Origin of the sequence: Endozoicomonas acroporae, from assembly GCF_002864045.1 — a bacterium.
Lineage (GTDB): Bacteria > Pseudomonadota > Gammaproteobacteria > Pseudomonadales > Endozoicomonadaceae > Endozoicomonas > Endozoicomonas acroporae.
In genome coordinates this window covers 1-16,485 of sequence record NZ_PJPV01000147.1, presented here as the reverse complement: position 1 = coordinate 16,485, position 16,485 = coordinate 1, and the positions used below count along the sequence as shown (strand labels likewise).

Genomic DNA, 16,485 nt, shown 5'->3' with positions numbered 1-16,485 from the left:
ATTGTCTGGTCATGCTATGGAGAAAATACACAGACCCTGCGAGGCAGTCTATATCTACAAGAAACTTGCGAAGCACTTACCGGCAACAACCCAAAGCATGGGGTGAGCGGTTGCCGGATGCCTACTGAACTGCCAGGAGTCACCAGTAATCCTGGTTAGGAATTACGCCTTCTCAGTTTCTGTTTCAGCCTCTTCAGACTTCAGCTGCTCAAGCTCCTGAGTTGCGGTATTCAGCTGCTGGGTAAGCTGCTTTTGTTTGGTTTTCAGACCACTGTTTTCACCAGTAAGCGTGCGATTCTGTTCCTGAAGACGCTTGATCTGCTTCTTCATTCGATCAGGATTGCTGGCTCTCAGATCTTTCAGTTCATTTTCCATGTTTTTCAGCTGGGCAGCAGCTTTTTCAGCTTTCTTCTCGGCAGTTTCCAAGCGCGATTTGAGCTGGCTTACTTCCCGGTTGTGTTGCTCTGTAATTTCAATAAGAGCTGCCAGGCGTTGCTGTTCAATGATATCCATTTCACTGCTTGTATCAATGCTTCCGCCCATGCTCAGGGTACCCATAGATTCGATTACCTCCGGGGAGTTTTATAAGATAGGAATTAATAAAAAGCTTCCACCAGCGCGAGAGTTACGCACTGAAGCGAGAGAAATATTAAGAAGATATGAGTTATTCTTCATTAAGCGGCTGGTTAAAAGCAGAATATCAGTAGACTAGTTGGCGGATTCTAATACATAAAAAGACATATGGAAAGGCTTATCTGAAAAATGAACAGATAACTTTGCCTGTTCAGGGAATTTTTTACCAAGTTGCAGCCATACATGGCTAACTTGCAAATTCATGGGCTAAGCCCGGGTTATAGGGTATTCTGATGGGAGCAGTAATCCTGATACCGCACCAATGCACTCAACAGCTTGATAAAACAACACGTTAGACAATGCCTGAGACAATAACACTTTTGCCGGATCATGTTATCGGCTTTCCTCCCCTTGAGCATGCGCTTAAACAGCCGGACGGGCTTTTGGCTATTGGGGGCAATCTTGCGGTGGACACTTTGGTAATGGCCTACCAGCAAGGCATTTTTCCCTGGTTTAATGAGGGTGACCCTATTTTATGGTGGTCACCCTCCCCACGAATGGTGTTGAAACCGGGAGAGCTGTATTTATCCCGATCATTACGCAAGCTGCTGCGAAAAGGCCTCTACCGGGTTACTTTTGATTACGACTTTGCGGCGGTTATAACGGCCTGCTCAAGTATCCGCAGGGACTCAGAAGGGACCTGGATTACCGATGAGATGATTGACGCCTACACGGCTTTGCATAATGCCGGGCATGCACACTCTGTTGAGGTCTGGCAAGAAGACAGACTGGTTGGAGGGCTTTATGGGGTAGCTCAAGGGCGAATTTTTTTCGCTGAATCCATGTTCAGTCGAGAGAGCAATACTTCCAAAATTGCCATGGCAGCCCTTTCTGAACAACTTTTAGTCTGGCAATTTGAACTGATTGATTGTCAGGTCTATTCAGACCATTTGGACTCTCTTGGGGCAAAATTGATTTCAAGATCCAGATTTGTAGATTATTTGGACCGCTATTGCTCACAGGCACCTTCCTGTTCAGACTGGAAACAGGAATGGCAATGGAATGACCTTCGATCATGAGCCAGTACAAAAATATCAAATTTTATGCCACACAACCCCATGAATGCAGTTACCTGCCAGAGGAGCAGGCAACCACACTATTTATGGATCCGGAAATTCCGCTGAACAAAGAGTTGTGCAGTGACCTTGCCGACGTTGGGTTTCGACGAAGTGGCCAGCATATTTACCGCCCACACTGTAACCGCTGCCGGGCCTGCATACCGGCAAGAATCCCCGTAGATGCCTTTCAAATGAGAAGAACGCAGCGAAAGACCTGGAATCGCAACTCTGCACTCAGGGTTGCCAAGGTGTCTTCAGACTTTCAGGATGAACATTATCTGCTCTATGAAAAGTACATCAATCAATGCCACCAGGATGGTGATATGTATCCTGCAACGATTGAACAGTTCACCTCTTTTCTGGTTGAAAGCACCGAATTTACCGCATTTTATGAGTTCCGTCTGGACGGACAACTGCTTGCAGTATCGGTGGTAGATCATTTACGCAGCAGTCTTTCCGCAATTTACACCTTTTACGATCCGGATTGCTCACAACGCAGCCTTGGTCGATATTGTATTTTATGGCTTATCGATCATGCCAGAAAACTCGGGCTACCCTATCTCCATCTGGGCTATTGGATCCGGAAATGCCAGAAAATGAATTACAAAATCGAATACCACCCCGTGGAGCTTTATGTCAGTCAGGAATGGCGACAATTGAAATAATACGACTGACAGTAAAGGGTGCTTTGCTTTACCAATTGTTTTCAGGCAGAATGCCCAACAAATTTAACCAAGCCGTACCAACCCCTTTGAGGTAGTTATTTAATGGCAAAAGAAGAGAGTCTGGAAATGGAGGGTGTCGTTATTGACACCCTTCCTAATACGATGTTTCGTGTAGAACTGGAAAATGGCCATGTTGTTACCGCGCACATCTCCGGAAAAATGCGCAAGAACTACATCCGCATTCTGACTGGTGACCGGGTGAAGGTAGAACTGACGCCATACGACCTGACGAAAGGCCGTATAACTTACCGTTCTCGCTAACAGCGGTGCTCACCCCTGAGCACCTACCCGCTGTCTTCTAACCTGCCCCACCATCAATTGCCTCCAGATCGGAAGCACGGCTTTTCGCTGCCTCAAACTTGAGGTACAACTCTCCCTTGCGAACAGTTACTTTTACATTACCACCATGCTCGGCAAGCTTTCCGAACAGAATCTGTTCTGCCATGGGCTTTTTCAAGTGTTCCTGAATAACCCGCCCCATAGGCCTTGCACCCATCTGGCGATCAAAACCTTTCTCCGCCAGCCAGCTGCGAGCCTTGTCATCAACATCCAGCTGCACGCGCTTCTCATCCAGCTGAGCCTGAAGTTCAGTGAGGAATTTATCAACCACATGCTTGATAATTTCATCATTGAGTGAGGCAAAGGGAATAATGGCGTCCAGACGATTTCTGAATTCAGGCGTGAAGGTTTTCTTAATGGCCTCATTGCCGTCAGTGGTATGATCCTGCTCAAGAAAGCCCATGGAGCTTCTGGTCATGTTTTCAGCACCGGCATTGGTGGTCATGATCAGAATCACATTTCTGAAATCAGCCTTACGACCATTGTTGTCCGTCAGGGTGCCATGATCCATAACCTGCAGTAACAGATTAAACACATCGGAGTGGCCTTTCTCTATTTCATCGAGCAACAGCACACAGTGCGGCGTTTTATTGATGGCCTCAGTTAACAGACCGCCCTGGTCAAACCCGACATAACCCGGGGGTGCCCCTATAAGGCGTGAGACAGTGTGGGCTTCCATATACTCAGACATATCAAAGCGCACGAGCTCAATACCCAGGGCCTTTGCCAGTTGGCGACAAACTTCTGTTTTGCCGACACCGGTTGGTCCGGAAAACAGGAAGGAGCCAACGGGTTTTTCAGGTGCCTTGAGGCCTGCTCTTGAAAGCTTGATAGCCGTGGATAATGAAGTGATCGCCTCGTCCTGTCCGAACACCACCATTTTCAGATTGCGCTCAAGCTTGCCAAGCAATTCCTTGTCAGAGGAAGAGACAGACTTTGGCGGAATCCTGGCCATCTTGGCGACAATCCTTTCCACATCATCGACATCAATAACTTTTTTCCGTTCGGACTCAGGCTGAAGCCGCTGATACGCCCCTGCTTCATCAATAACATCAATGGCTTTATCGGGCATATGACGATCATTGATGTAGCGGTCTGCCAGTTCGGCCGCCGCTTTCAGGGCTTCATCCTGATACTTGATAGCATGATGCTCTTCGAATTTCTTCTTCAGTCCAAGCAGTATCTGGAAGGTGTCTTCAACGTTGGGCTCGACAATATCCACTTTCTGGAATCTTCTTGCCAGTGCCCGATCTTTTTCAAAGATCCCACGAAACTCCTGGAATGTGGTAGAACCGATACAGCGCAGCTCGCCGGAAGTCAGCATTGGCTTCAGAAGGTTTGAGGCATCCATCACTCCGCCAGAAGCTGCACCTGCACCAATGATGGTATGAATTTCATCGATAAAGAGAATCGCATGATCCAGTTTCTTAAGTTCACTCAGTAACTGCTTGAAACGCTTTTCAAAATCACCGCGATACTTGGTCCCGGCCAGAAGCGAACCCAAGTCAAGGGAGTAAACAACAGCCTTGGATAAAACCTCAGGCACGTCACCATCAACAATCCGACGGGCCAGGCCTTCAGCAATGGCCGTTTTCCCTACCCCGGCCTCGCCAACCAGCAAAGGGTTGTTTTTCCGCCGACGGGTAAGAATCTGGCAGACCCGCTCCACTTCTTCAGCCCGACCAACCAGGGGATCAATTCTGCCAAGACGCGCCTGATCATTCAGATCAGTGGCATACAGTTTGAGGGGGTTCTTGCTGCTGCCACCACTGCTGCTCTCCGGCTCCATATCATCGGACAAGTCGTGACCAAGCTCTTCGAGCTCCTGCCCCGGCGTCTTGGATATTCCGTGGGCAATAAAATTAACAACATCTATGCGGGCCACATCCTGCTGCTTCAGGAAGTAGACAGCCTGACTTTCCTGCTCACTGAAAATAGCGACCAGTACATTGGCACCGGTCACTTCCTTTTTACCGGAGCTTTGCACATGAAAAACAGCACGCTGCAGTACTCGCTGAAAGCCAAGTGTTGGCTGCGTTTCACGCTCATGGTCATCGCCGGGGATTAATGGGGTCGTTGAGCTGACAAACTCAGTGAGGTCCTGGCGAAGTTTATGAAGATCAATTCCGCAGGAAACCAGGACTCTGGCTGCGGATTCATTATCAAGCAAAGCAAGTAAAAGATGCTCAACCGTCATGAATTCATGACGATTATCGCGGGCGTCTTTAAATGCATTATTCAGTGTTGCTTCGAGGTCTTTGTTAAGCATATGGTGTAACCTTGAAAACGCTAATCGGCCTTTTCTGTCTTGCACAGCAGGGGATGGTCGTTTTCTCTGGAATATTCATTAACCTGCTGAGCCTTGGTTTCCGCGACATCCTTGCTGTATACACCACAAACGGCTTTTCCCTGGGTATGTACCATCAGCATAATTTGAGTCGCCTTCCCTTCTGGCATACTGAAAAACTTCTCCAGTACCTCAACAACAAAATCCATTGGTGTAAAATCATCATTCAGGAGCAAGACCTGATACATGGGAGGGGGAGCCAGTCTGGTTTTTTCCGGAACGACTGCAACGCTCAGATCACCTTCCTGTTCCTCTCCCTCTTTTTGCAAGCTTAGACGAAACAGTTCGAGATTACTCATGGTTTTATGACTGCCAACCTTCGATTTGTAACTTAACTGTCTGGTAACCAACAGCACACTCATGGCACCGCAAGTATTTACTACTGCCAATCATAAAAGCTAATCATAAAAACAACGAGCACAAAATACTGATCGGCACGGTTTACAGACATTTGATGACAGAAGATAAATTAGTGCACACCTACTAATAAATTGACAAATTTGCCAGGATTTATCTTCTCATTCTAAAGATACTGGAGCAAATCACAATGACCGACTTTCGAAAATTGATCGGGCGACTCACAACAACAGGAGATAAACGTGGAAAGTACAATAAAAAAGGGGGGGTAAAATATTAAAGCCGGAAATGAATTTCCGGCTTTAACTGATGAAAAGTTAACTGAAAACTTACATGTGGTTAATTATTTCATCGGCAAACTCAGAGCACTTGACTAACGTTGCGCCTTCCATCAGTCGCTCAAAATCATAGGTTACGGTCTTGGCACCGATAGCACCATCCATACCCTTGATAATGAGATCTGCCGCCTCATTCCAACCCAGGTGACGAAGCATCATTTCGGCAGAAAGAATGACGGAACCGGGGTTTACCTTATCCTGGCCTGCATACTTTGGAGCAGTACCATGAGTGGCTTCAAAGACGGCCGTTGGCGCACCGATATTGGCACCAGGAGCAATACCGATACCACCAACCTGGGCGGCAAGCGCATCAGAAATGTAGTCGCCATTCAGGTTCAGGGTGGCAATGACATCATACTCTGCCGGACGCAGTAGAATCTGTTGCAGGAAAGCGTCAGCAATCACATCCTTGATGACAATATCTTCACCGGTATTCGGGTTTTTGACAGTATGCCATGGACCACCATCCAGAGGCTGGCCGCCGAAATATTCAACAGCTGTCTGATAGCCCCAATCCTTAAAAGCACCTTCCGTAAACTTCATGATATTACCCTTGTGAACCAGGGTAACCGATTTACGGTTGTTATCGATGGCAAACTGAATTGCCTGCTTCACCAGACGTTCGGTACCCTCTTTTGAAACAGGCTTGACACCAATACCACAATCTTGCTCAAACCGGATTTTGGTAACGCCCATGTCATTGCGCAGGAAGTTGATCAGCTTTTCGGCTTCGGCACTGCCAGCCTGCCACTCGATACCCGCATAGATATCTTCCGAGTTTTCACGGAAGATCACCATATCCGTTTTTTCCGGCTCTTTTACCGGGCTTGGCACACCCTTGAACCAGCGCACAGGACGAATGCAGGCGAACAGATCCAACTCCTGACGAAGAGCCACATTCAGCGAGCGAATACCACCACCAACCGGCGTTGTCAGTGGGCCTTTAATGCTGACAACATACTCTTTGAGAGCCTCAAGTGTTTCTTCCGGAAGCCAGGTGTTATCGTCGTAAACCTGAGTAGCCTTCTCACCGCAGAAAACTTCCATCCACTCGATTTTGCGCTGCCCTCTGTAGGCATTCTTCACAGCAGCATCAACAACTTTCAGCATCGCTGGTGAAACGTCAGCACCAATACCGTCGCCTTCAATATAAGGAATGACAGGGGTATCGGGAACATTCAGGGAGAGGTCCTCGTTGACAGTGATTTTGTCACCGTTGGCAGGCACCTTGATCTTTTGGTATCCCATTATCAACTCCGTTCTCTAATCATCGGTTTAGCCAGATCAAAGACTGGTTCAACGCTTCTTGTCGTTATTTAAAGCATGCAGCCATATCCAACAGCTGTGTCAGCAGGGTAAAAGCACCACTGACAACGGCAAGCTGACCGCACAAAAACGCGTATACCATATACCATCCTTAGCCAGGAATAAATGAAGTTTTGTTACAAAAGCGAAACCAGCATCTGCATTTACCACTATAAATTTCCAGCGGTATGGCGCTTATTTAGCGGGAAAGGTAAAATGACCAGCTATTTTTTGACAGGTGGCAGTATACCCCAGTGATAAAGCATCCTTCCCAAACCAAAGTGATTGTTGGCATGTCCGGCGGTGTTGACTCGTCCGTATCCGCTTTGCTTCTGCAACAGCAGGGCTACCAGGTGGAAGGACTTTTTATGAAGAACTGGGAGGAAGATGACGGGTCTGAATACTGCACCGCAATGACCGATCTGGCCGATGCCCAGGCCGTCTGTGACAAACTTGGCATCCATCTTCATAAAGCCAATTTTGCCGCTGAATACTGGGATAATGTTTTCGAACATTTTCTCAATGAATATAAAAACGGCAGAACTCCGAATCCGGATATCCTGTGCAATAAAGAAATCAAGTTCAAAGCCTTTCTGGATTACGCACTCACCCTCGGCAGCGATTACATAGCGATGGGGCATTACTGCCGTCGTGTGGATCGTGATGGCCATAGCTATCTGGTGAAAGGGGTTGATAACAGTAAAGATCAAACCTACTTCCTCCATGCAGTAAGCGAACAACAGATTGCCCGCACTCTCTTTCCGGTCGGTGACCTGGAAAAAACTGAAGTTCGACGCATTGCCGAAGAACACGGACTGATTACCCATAACAAAAAGGACAGCACCGGCATCTGCTTCATCGGCGAGCGCCGATTCAAGGACTTTTTGCAGCAGTACCTGCCAGCACAACCCGGCGTTATTGAAACGGAAGATGGCAAGGTGATTGGTGAACACTCGGGCTTGATGTACCACACCATTGGCCAGAGACAGGGACTGGGGATCGGCGGACTGAAAAATGCCGATGAAGCGCCCTGGTATGTACTTGATAAAGACCTTGAAAGAAATGTGCTAATCGCTGGCCAGGGCAAGGATCACCCCCTGCTCTTCTCAGATAGCCTGACCTGCTCGCACATCGACTGGGTTTCAGGAAAAGCGCCACAGATGCCCTGTCAGCTCAAGGCAAAAGTGCGTTATCGCCAGCAGGATCAGCGTTGTACGCTTACCCAGGAAGCCAACGGTGATTACCGGGTTATCTTTGATCAGCCGCAACGGGCAGTCACTCCGGGCCAGTCGGTGGTCTTTTATGATGACCTTTATGGTGAGAACGTATGCCTTGGCGGCGGTGTTATTGAAACACGAATACAAGCGTCAGCTTGACCTTCACGAAACTGAAAATCTTATCAACGACAACGGAAATCCCAGAGAAGAAGATTGGTGCGATATTCGACAAAGGACCAGGCGGCGGCATTATCTGGCGTGTTCCAGGCCGCAGAGTTGGTAGACAAGCTGGCCAGGACCGGGCAGTGGAGTGAAGAGGCTCTGACCCCATCCATCCACAGTATTTTTGTCACCTCACCGGATGATGTTTCCCAGGTTTACGGTGGTTTCAATGGTCTGTCCATGGGACGAAAAACCCTGGAGTCGGTGTTAAGCAGGGACAGCTCCGCCATTCAGGGGGATGTTATCCGCTATGCCCTGGCTCTGATTCACATTGAGAAAAAGCTGAGTCGTAACCGGAAGATGCTGAGTACCATCGGTGAGCGTCTCAACCGAACCAAAGAACAGGTCGAACATTTTGGCATGCTGCATGACAATGTGATTGCCAGCCTGGCCAGCATCTACCTGGATACCATCAGCACCTTTAAAACCCGGATACAGGTGGCTGGCGATATGCGCCACCTGCAAAACCCGGTTAACGCCAACCGGATCAGAGCCATCCTGCTGGCCGGTATCCGTTCGGCCGCCCTCTGGCGTCAGTGTGGTGGCAGTCGCTGGCACCTGTTCATCAGCCGAAGTAAGTTACTTGATGGCCTCAAGCGACTTAATAGCTGAATTTCAAAGGGCACTTCCCGGTGCCCGCCCCATCCACTGCATCGGAAAACCGGCTGTGATCTCCCTCCTGCTCAGCATTCTCTGCAGGCCAACCGGCCAATGATTAGAATCTGACAGAGGGATCCGTTATCATGCGCCCTTTTCCCTTGAGCTTAAGGCATAAAACATGGAGCTGAATGCACTGACCGCCGTCTCTCCCATTGATGGACGTTATGGTGATAAGACCCAATCCCTCAGAACCATTTTCAGTGAATATGGACTGATCCGCTTTCGGGTTGCGGTGGAGGTTAACTGGTTGCAATCTCTGGCCAGCCATTCTGCCATTACCGAGGTTCCGTCACTGTCTGAACCAGCCAGCCAGCTGCTGAACAGTCTGGTCAGTGGTTTCTCCATGGCCGAAGCTGAGCGGGTGAAAGAGATTGAGCGCACCACCAACCACGATGTGAAAGCGGTGGAATACCTGATCAAAGAGCGCTTTCAGAACAATGATGAGCTGTCAGCGATCAGTGAGTTTGTCCATTTTGCCTGCACATCGGAAGATATCAATAACCTCGCCCATGGCCTGATGCTGAAAACCGGTATGACCGAGGCCGTGCTGCCTGAGATGCGTAACATCATCACAGCCATTGAACAGCTGGCCAGAACCCATGCCGACCAGTCTATGCTGTCCAGAACCCATGGCCAGACAGCCTCCCCGACCACCCTGGGCAAAGAGATGGCCAATGTGGCTTACCGCCTGAAGCGTCAGCTGAAACACATCGAAAGTATTGCCCCCATGGGGAAAATCAATGGTGCTGTCGGCAACTACAATGCCCATCTGTCAGCCTACCCGGAAGTGGACTGGGCTGAACATGCCGAGCAGTTTGTCACCAGCCTGGGTCTGGAGTGGAACCCCTACACAACCCAAATTGAACCCCACGACTACATTGCTGAGCTTTATGATGCCATCTGCCGTTTCAACACCATTCTGATCGACTTTGACCGGGATGTCTGGGGCTATATCTCTCTGGGGTATTTCAAACAGAAGACGGTGGCCGGTGAGGTAGGCTCTTCCACCATGCCCCACAAAGTCAACCCGATTGATTTTGAAAACTCTGAAGGCAACCTGGGCATCGCCAACGCCATTATGCAGCATCTTGCTGCCAAACTACCGGTTTCCCGCTGGCAGCGCGACCTGACGGACTCCACCGTGCTGCGCAATATGGGCGTTGGTCTGGGCCAGAGTCTGATTGCCTATGCCGCAACCCTGAAAGGTATTGGCAAGCTGGAAGCCTCCCCTGCCCGTCTTCAGCAAGACCTTGATAACGCCTGGGAAGTGCTGGCAGAACCGATTCAAACCGTCATGCGCCGCTATGGTATCGAACAGCCTTATGAAAAGCTGAAAGCACTGACCCGTGGTCAGGAAGGCATTACCAAAGCGACTCTGGCAACGTTTATTGATGATCTGGAGCTTCCTGCCAAGGTGAAGACCGAGCTGAAAGCGCTGACACCAGCCACCTATGTTGGTAATGCGGTAGAGCAGGCTCTGGCTATTTAACACTGACACATAGTCATTAAAAATAATGTTAAAGAAGATCAGGGAGAATCGTTGACCCAATAGAGAAAACGCTCTCAATTAACCCGCTAACCGGTTGATTGAGAGCGTTTTTATTCGACCGGAATAGTCAGTCATTTAAGCAAAATGAGCCTCTTTATACTCTTTTCGACGTTGATGAAGTACAGGCTCGGTATAACCGTTAGGCTGCTCACAACCCCTGAAAACCAGGTCGCAGGCTGCCGCAAAGGCAATACTCTCGTCAAAGTCTGGTGCCATGGGCCGGTAGGCGGTATCAGCGGCATTCTGTCGGTCTACAATCACAGCCATACGCTTCATGGTTGCCATTACCTGCGCTTCTGAACAGATATCATGACGAAGCCAGTTGGCAATGTGCTGACTGGAAATTCGCAGCGTGGCACGGTCTTCCATCAGACCAATGTCGTTGATATCCGGAACCTTGGAACAGCCAACACCCTGATCAATCCAGCGCACCACATAGCCAAGAATGCCCTGGGCGTTATTGTCCAGCTCTTTCTGGATCAACTCTGCGGATAATTTACCTGGATCGGTCATTATCGGAATTTGCAGAATGTCATCAACACTGGCTTGTTGACGACGGGACAGCGCCTCCTGACGGGCCAGAACATTAACTCTGTGATAATGAACGGCATGAAGTGTTGCGCCATTGGGCGACGGCACCCAGGCGGTGTTAGCCCCTGACAGGGGGTGAGCAATCTTCTGCTCCATCATTTTGGCCATCTCATCTGGCATCGCCCACATGCCTTTACCAATCTGGGCTTTGCCGGGCAGTCCTGTATGGAGACCAATATCAACATTCTGATCTTCATAGGCCTGGATCCAGGTCGACTGTTTCATCTCTCCTTTGGGAATAACAGGTCCGGCTTCCATGCTGGTGTGTATTTCATCCCCGGTACGGTCCAGGAAACCGGTGTTGATAAAGACAATACGATCTCTGGCCTCACGGATACACGCTTTCAGGTTTATGGAAGTTCTGCGCTCTTCATCCATAATGCCCACCTTCAAGGTGTTGGCAGGTAGATCAAGCGCCGCTTCGATACGTGCAAACAGCTTGCAGGTAAAGGCGACTTCTTCGGGACCATGCATCTTGGGCTTGACGATATAAATGCTGCCTTCCCGGGAGTTCTGCTGGTTACCTGCTTTTTTCTTCAGGTCGTGAATGGCAATCAGGGCGGTGAACATACCATCCATAATGCCCTCCGGGATTTCATTATCCTGAGCATCAAGAATGGCATCATTGGTCATCAGGTGGCCGACATTTCGGACAAACATCAGGCTTCTGCCGGGTAAGATCAGCTCACTGCCGTCTGGTGCCGTGTAAATCCGGTCAGAACTCAGCTTTCGGGTCACCGGCTTGCCACCTTTAACGAAAGTATCTTCCAGATCACCTTTCATCAGTCCAAGCCAGTTGCGATATACCAGGGCCTTGTCTTCTGCATCCACTGCCGCCACGGAATCTTCGCAGTCCATTATGGTGGTAATGGCCGCCTCAACGATCAGATCCTGTACATCCGCAGCGTCATCCCTGCCGATCACACCTTCAGAATCAATCTTAATATCAATGTGTAACTCATTATTTTTCAACAGTATTGAGTCGGGCTTTTCAGGTGTTCCGGTATAGCCACAGAACTTTTCCGGCTCTTTCAGGGATGTGATTGAACCATCCTCAAGTGAAATGGCCAGACTGTTCTCCAGCACCTGATAGCGAACGGCGTCTTTATGGCTACCGGAAGCCAGTGGAGTCGCTGTATCCAGCAATTCACGACCAAACTCAATCACTTTTCTGCCACGAACGGGGTTATATCCTTTGCCCTTTTCTGCTCCTTCGCTGTCCGAAATAGCGTCCGTTCCGTACAGTGCATCATACAGGCTACCCCAGCGGGCATTGGCTGCATTCAAGGCAAAGCGGGCATTCATAACAGGAACTACCAGCTGGGGCCCTGCCTGACGAGCTATTTCGCTGTCGACCTTGCTGGTGGAGATGGCAAAGTCATCCCCTTCAGGCAGCAGATAGCCTGTTTCCTCAAGGAAAGACCTGTACTCAGACTTAGTTTCTTCGGTATAACGGTTTTGCTGGTGCCATGCATCAATCTTCTGCTGAAGTTCATCCCGACGCGCCAGAAGCGCTTTGTTTTCAGGGGCGAGGTCATTAACCAAGGCTTCGAGGGACAGCCAGAACTTCTCCGGGTCCACACCGGTTCCCGGAACAATGTCATTTACCAGTAAATCATGGAGTACCCGAGCGATTTGCAGGCCGCCTTTCTGGATGCGTTCAGTCATTTCAACCTCACTTCCTGATCATTATTATGCAACTGACGTATACATTATGCTGCAACCATGTACAAACACAACAATCCAACCGTCAATCTTATCGAAGCGAGAAGGTATGTCCAATTAATGCCCGCAATGACGTCTATTTATCCTGTGAATGGTGACTGTTAAATCGAAAATTGATCGGGAATAATCAAATTATGAGCGCCCAGGCTGGAGATTTTCGTCTCGCCAATATTCCCGAAAGTATGATGTGATGTGCAAGCCATCTTCAAACACCAGCCAGGGCGATTCAGGAACTGAATCAGTGATGTAGCCGTTAACCGAGGAGGGGCTGAAAGCTTGTTTTTTACATCTTTATGCCTTTGTCCCATGATGGGTAGATCCATGGCTACAACCTGCCTTTCTGGCTCTTTCCATCAACTGCCGGGTAAAATCCCGGTCTTTAAATACATATAACTGAAACCAGTGTGCAAAATCCGGATGTTCTGTCTGGTCCGGCTTCAGATTCTGTGAAGGGAAAAAGAAAGCCCTTTTCTTTTGGGAAAAAGAAAAGGGCTTTTTCAATAACGCCTGCTCTGGTCAATCAGTCGTCCAGGACAACACCCTGCTGCTGCTCAGAGATTAACAAGTAGTATGACTCGGCGATAAATTCCTTGCACTCTTCGGCAACATCAAACAGTGCATGCTCTGCTTCCAGGTCACTCAGCCAATCCATTTTTATCTCCAATAATCCAACTGATTTTGTACTTCTTTAACGGAGGATAACGTCTTACTTTCCTCTTCTGTTTCGCGCAAATCAGCGAAAGCAAGCAAATTAGAACACAGATAAACAAAGAATAACAGTCGCGACTGTTATTTCATGGTGTTATTTGTTTGTCTGCGTGAAAACAAACGACAAGGTCACTTTTCCGCCACGGATTTAATAATCTGTCTCAGCCACTGATGGGCAGAGTCATGATGCAGTAAAGGGCTCCAGGCCATGGACAGGTCAAATGATGGAATTTCAAACGGGGGCCTGACGACAGCGAGCATGGTACTGAATCGTTCAATATCTGCAAGCCGACTGGGAAGTGTAGCGATCAGATCATTCTGGACAGACAACAGCATCGCCACCTGATAATGACGGGTAAAAACACTGATTTTACGTTTTTTGCCAACAGCGGCCAGCGCTTCATCGACCCAGCCCAGTCGCTGTACATCCTCAGGATTAACCCCTACGCCAATCCCCATTCCGGTTTTGCTGGCCCAGATATGCTGGGATTGAAGATAGCTGTCCAGGGTAAAATTAGTCAGTATCGGGTTTTCCCTGCTCATCACACAGGAAAAATCATCCTGCCAGATCCGTGACTGGTAAAACGACTGAGGCAGACTGTCAAAACGGTTAATGGCCATATCCACCCAACCTTGCTCCACGTCGTGAAAGCTCACATCACTGGGCGTCAGGACATCCAGCGTCACATTCGGAGCCAATGAGCGAACCTGCTTCAACACCAGAGGGATCAGGGTTGATTCAGCATAATCAGAAGCCATGATCCGGAATACCCGCTGACTGGTTTCAGGATCAAACTTCTCTTTTGGCTGAATCGTTTTCTCCATGGCCAGTAATGCCTCACGAATCAGTGGCTGGAGTTCAAGCGCACGCTCTGTTGGGGTCATCCCCTCGCTGGTCCGGATCAACAGAGGATCATTAAACAACTCCCGCAGTCTGCGCAGCCCATTGCTCATGGCGGGCTGGGTAATTCCCAACTGTTCCGCGGCACGGGTTACGTTGCGCTCCCTGAGCAGAACATCCAGGTAAACCATCAAATTCAGATCAATGCGTGCAATATTCATTCTGTAAATACCCGAGATAACTCTTATAAATTACCAGAATCTTTCTCAGGTGTTTAGGATGTGCGACGTTAATCAAACATTTGTTTGAATTTCAACAGTCGCATAACTACACCTCGCTGTCCGGGGGAGGAAAATAACATGGCTCGCTATAACCGCTCTGAAGAAACTGCCCGCATTGAAAAGGACTGGGCGGAGAACCCGCGCTGGAAAAATGTCAAACGAACCTACAGTGCAGAAGACGTGGTTCGTCTGAGAGGTTCGGTGAAAATCGAAAACACCATTGCCAGACAGGGTGCCGAGAAACTCTGGGACCTGGTGTATGGCAACCAGTCTAAAAAAGGTTATGTCAACTGTCTCGGTGCCCTCACTGGCGGCCAGGCCGTGCAACAGGTTAAAGCAGGTATTGAAGCGATCTACCTTTCCGGCTGGCAGGTTGCGGCAGATAATAATACCGCCAGCACCATGTACCCTGACCAGTCTCTGTACCCGGTTGACTCCGTGCCGGCAGTGGTCAAACGCATCAACAACAGTTTCCGTCGTGCTGATCAGATTCAGTGGAAAGCCGGTAAACAAGCGGGTGATGAAGGCTATGTTGACATGTTTGCCCCGATTGTGGCGGACGCAGAGGCAGGCTTTGGTGGTGTACTGAACGCCTATGAACTGATGAAGGGCATGATTGAAGCCGGTGCTGCCGGTGTGCACTTTGAAGACCAGCTGGCTTCCGTTAAAAAATGTGGCCATATGGGCGGCAAGGTGCTGGTTCCCACCCAGGAAGCTGTACAGAAGTTGATTGCGGCCCGACTGGCTGCTGACGTTGCCGATGTACCGACCATTGTTCTGGCCCGTACCGATGCCAACGCTGCTGATCTGATCACCTCTGACTGCGATCCTTACGATGCAGCATTCCTGACTGGCGAAAGAACCCCTGAAGGTTTCTTCCGGACCAAGGCCGGTATTGATCAGGCAATTGCCCGTGGTCTTGCCTATGCGCCATACGCGGATCTGCTGTGGTGTGAAACCGCCACTCCAGACCTGGATGAAGCCCGTAAATTTGCAGAAGCGATCAAAGCTGAGTACCCGGATCAGCTGCTGGCTTATAACTGCTCACCCTCCTTTAACTGGAAGAAGAACCTGGACGATGAAACCATCGCCAAATTCCAGCAGGAACTGAGTGATATGGGCTACAAGTACCAGTTCATCACCCTCGCAGGCATTCATAACATGTGGTACAACATGTTTGAACTGGCTCATAACTACGCCCAGGGCGAAGGTATGAAGCATTATGTCGAGATGGTCCAGGAGCCAGAGTTTGGCGCTGCGGAAAAAGGTTACACGTTTGTTGCCCACCAACAGGAAGTTGGAACCGGTTATTTTGATGATATGACAACGGTTATCCAGGGTGGTCAGTCTTCAGTAACAGCATTAACCGGCTCTACGGAAGAAGAGCAGTTCTAGGAGCCTGTCGGACTTAAGCGTCCGTCTAGGCGACCCCGTAGCGAGGATTGCGAGAAATTGAGGATAAAAATTTCTGCTTCTGAGGAGAATAGCGGGGCTATTTGACGAAGAAGCAGGAATTTTTAGACCAATTTATCGCAACCGCACGACTGCATGGATGCAGTCTCTATAGTAACGCCTAGCCGTTTTGTGTA

The 16,485-nt window shown here is 49.2% G+C and carries 14 protein-coding genes and 1 pseudogene; 7 read left to right on the top strand and 8 right to left on the bottom strand.

All coding sequences use genetic code 11. The features are described from left to right. Nucleotides 1-162: 162 nt before the first annotated feature. Nucleotides 163-558 carry a hypothetical protein gene (locus CX664_RS20410; RefSeq protein ID WP_101748518.1) on the bottom strand — a complete coding sequence of 132 codons (396 nt, stop codon included), beginning with the start codon at nt 556-558 and terminating at the stop codon, nt 163-165. Between the two features lie 374 nt (nt 559-932). On the opposite strand from CX664_RS20410, the gene aat reads away from it, so the two are divergent. The 3 genes from aat (at nt 933) to infA (ending at nt 2,677) form a co-directional block, all read left to right on the top strand. Then, nucleotides 933-1,652, top strand: a complete 720-nt coding sequence (aat, locus tag CX664_RS20405; RefSeq protein WP_101748517.1) for a leucyl/phenylalanyl-tRNA--protein transferase — start codon at nt 933-935, stop codon at nt 1,650-1,652. Then, entirely contained in the window at nt 1,649-2,356 is a 708-nt protein-coding gene (locus CX664_RS20400; RefSeq protein WP_101748516.1) for an arginyltransferase, read from the top strand. Before aat ends, CX664_RS20400 begins: the two co-directional genes overlap by 4 nt. 102 nt (nt 2,357-2,458) lie before the next feature. After that, a complete protein-coding gene (gene infA, locus CX664_RS20395) occupies nt 2,459-2,677 on the top strand; it encodes a translation initiation factor IF-1 (RefSeq protein WP_020583463.1) in 219 nt (72 codons plus the stop codon). Nucleotides 2,678-2,714: 37 nt separating this feature from the next. Here infA and clpA read toward each other — a convergent pair whose 3' ends face one another. From clpA to icd, 3 genes are all read right to left on the bottom strand, one after another. Beyond that, complete coding sequence (gene clpA / locus CX664_RS20390) at nt 2,715-5,024, bottom strand: ATP-dependent Clp protease ATP-binding subunit ClpA (protein ID WP_101748515.1); 2,310 nt, start codon at nt 5,022-5,024, stop codon at nt 2,715-2,717. Nucleotides 5,025-5,044: 20 nt separating this feature from the next. Beyond that, the gene (clpS, locus tag CX664_RS20385; protein WP_101748546.1) at nt 5,045-5,401 is read right to left on the bottom strand and encodes an ATP-dependent Clp protease adapter ClpS; all 357 of its coding nucleotides are present in this window, start codon (nt 5,399-5,401) and stop codon (nt 5,045-5,047) included. Between the two features lie 387 nt (nt 5,402-5,788). Then, the gene (icd, locus tag CX664_RS20380) at nt 5,789-7,045 is read right to left on the bottom strand and encodes an NADP-dependent isocitrate dehydrogenase (RefSeq protein WP_101748514.1); all 1,257 of its coding nucleotides are present in this window, start codon (nt 7,043-7,045) and stop codon (nt 5,789-5,791) included. A gap of 314 nt (nt 7,046-7,359) precedes the next feature. On the opposite strand from icd, the gene mnmA reads away from it, so the two are divergent. The 3 genes from mnmA (at nt 7,360) to purB (ending at nt 10,690) form a co-directional block, all read left to right on the top strand. Further along, a complete protein-coding gene (gene mnmA, locus CX664_RS20375; protein WP_420810381.1) occupies nt 7,360-8,478 on the top strand; it encodes a tRNA 2-thiouridine(34) synthase MnmA in 1,119 nt (372 codons plus the stop codon). Between the two features lie 57 nt (nt 8,479-8,535). Further along, nucleotides 8,536-9,153 (top strand): high frequency lysogenization protein HflD, encoded by a 618-nt coding sequence (gene hflD / locus CX664_RS20370; RefSeq protein ID WP_101748544.1) that lies wholly within the window; start codon nt 8,536-8,538, stop codon nt 9,151-9,153. A 166-nt stretch (nt 9,154-9,319) separates the two neighbouring features. Beyond that, entirely contained in the window at nt 9,320-10,690 is a 1,371-nt protein-coding gene (gene purB / locus CX664_RS20365) for an adenylosuccinate lyase (protein WP_101748513.1), read from the top strand. Between the two features lie 135 nt (nt 10,691-10,825). Here purB and CX664_RS20360 read toward each other — a convergent pair whose 3' ends face one another. The 4 genes and pseudogenes from CX664_RS20360 to CX664_RS20350 form a co-directional block, all read right to left on the bottom strand. Further along, complete coding sequence (locus tag CX664_RS20360; protein WP_101748512.1) at nt 10,826-13,009, bottom strand: malate synthase G; 2,184 nt, start codon at nt 13,007-13,009, stop codon at nt 10,826-10,828. A 158-nt stretch (nt 13,010-13,167) separates the two neighbouring features. Further along, nucleotides 13,168-13,567 (bottom strand): annotated as a pseudogene (locus CX664_RS27885) (alpha-hydroxy-acid oxidizing protein). A gap of 19 nt (nt 13,568-13,586) precedes the next feature. Further along, the gene (locus tag CX664_RS27880; RefSeq protein WP_269674385.1) at nt 13,587-13,718 is read right to left on the bottom strand and encodes a hypothetical protein; all 132 of its coding nucleotides are present in this window, start codon (nt 13,716-13,718) and stop codon (nt 13,587-13,589) included. A gap of 185 nt (nt 13,719-13,903) precedes the next feature. After that, nucleotides 13,904-14,836 carry a LysR family transcriptional regulator gene (locus tag CX664_RS20350; protein ID WP_101748510.1) on the bottom strand — a complete coding sequence of 311 codons (933 nt, stop codon included), beginning with the start codon at nt 14,834-14,836 and terminating at the stop codon, nt 13,904-13,906. Nucleotides 14,837-14,974: 138 nt separating this feature from the next. On the opposite strand from CX664_RS20350, the gene aceA reads away from it, so the two are divergent. After that, entirely contained in the window at nt 14,975-16,291 is a 1,317-nt protein-coding gene (gene aceA, locus CX664_RS20345; protein ID WP_101748509.1) for an isocitrate lyase, read from the top strand. Nucleotides 16,292-16,485: the final 194 nt, after the last annotated feature.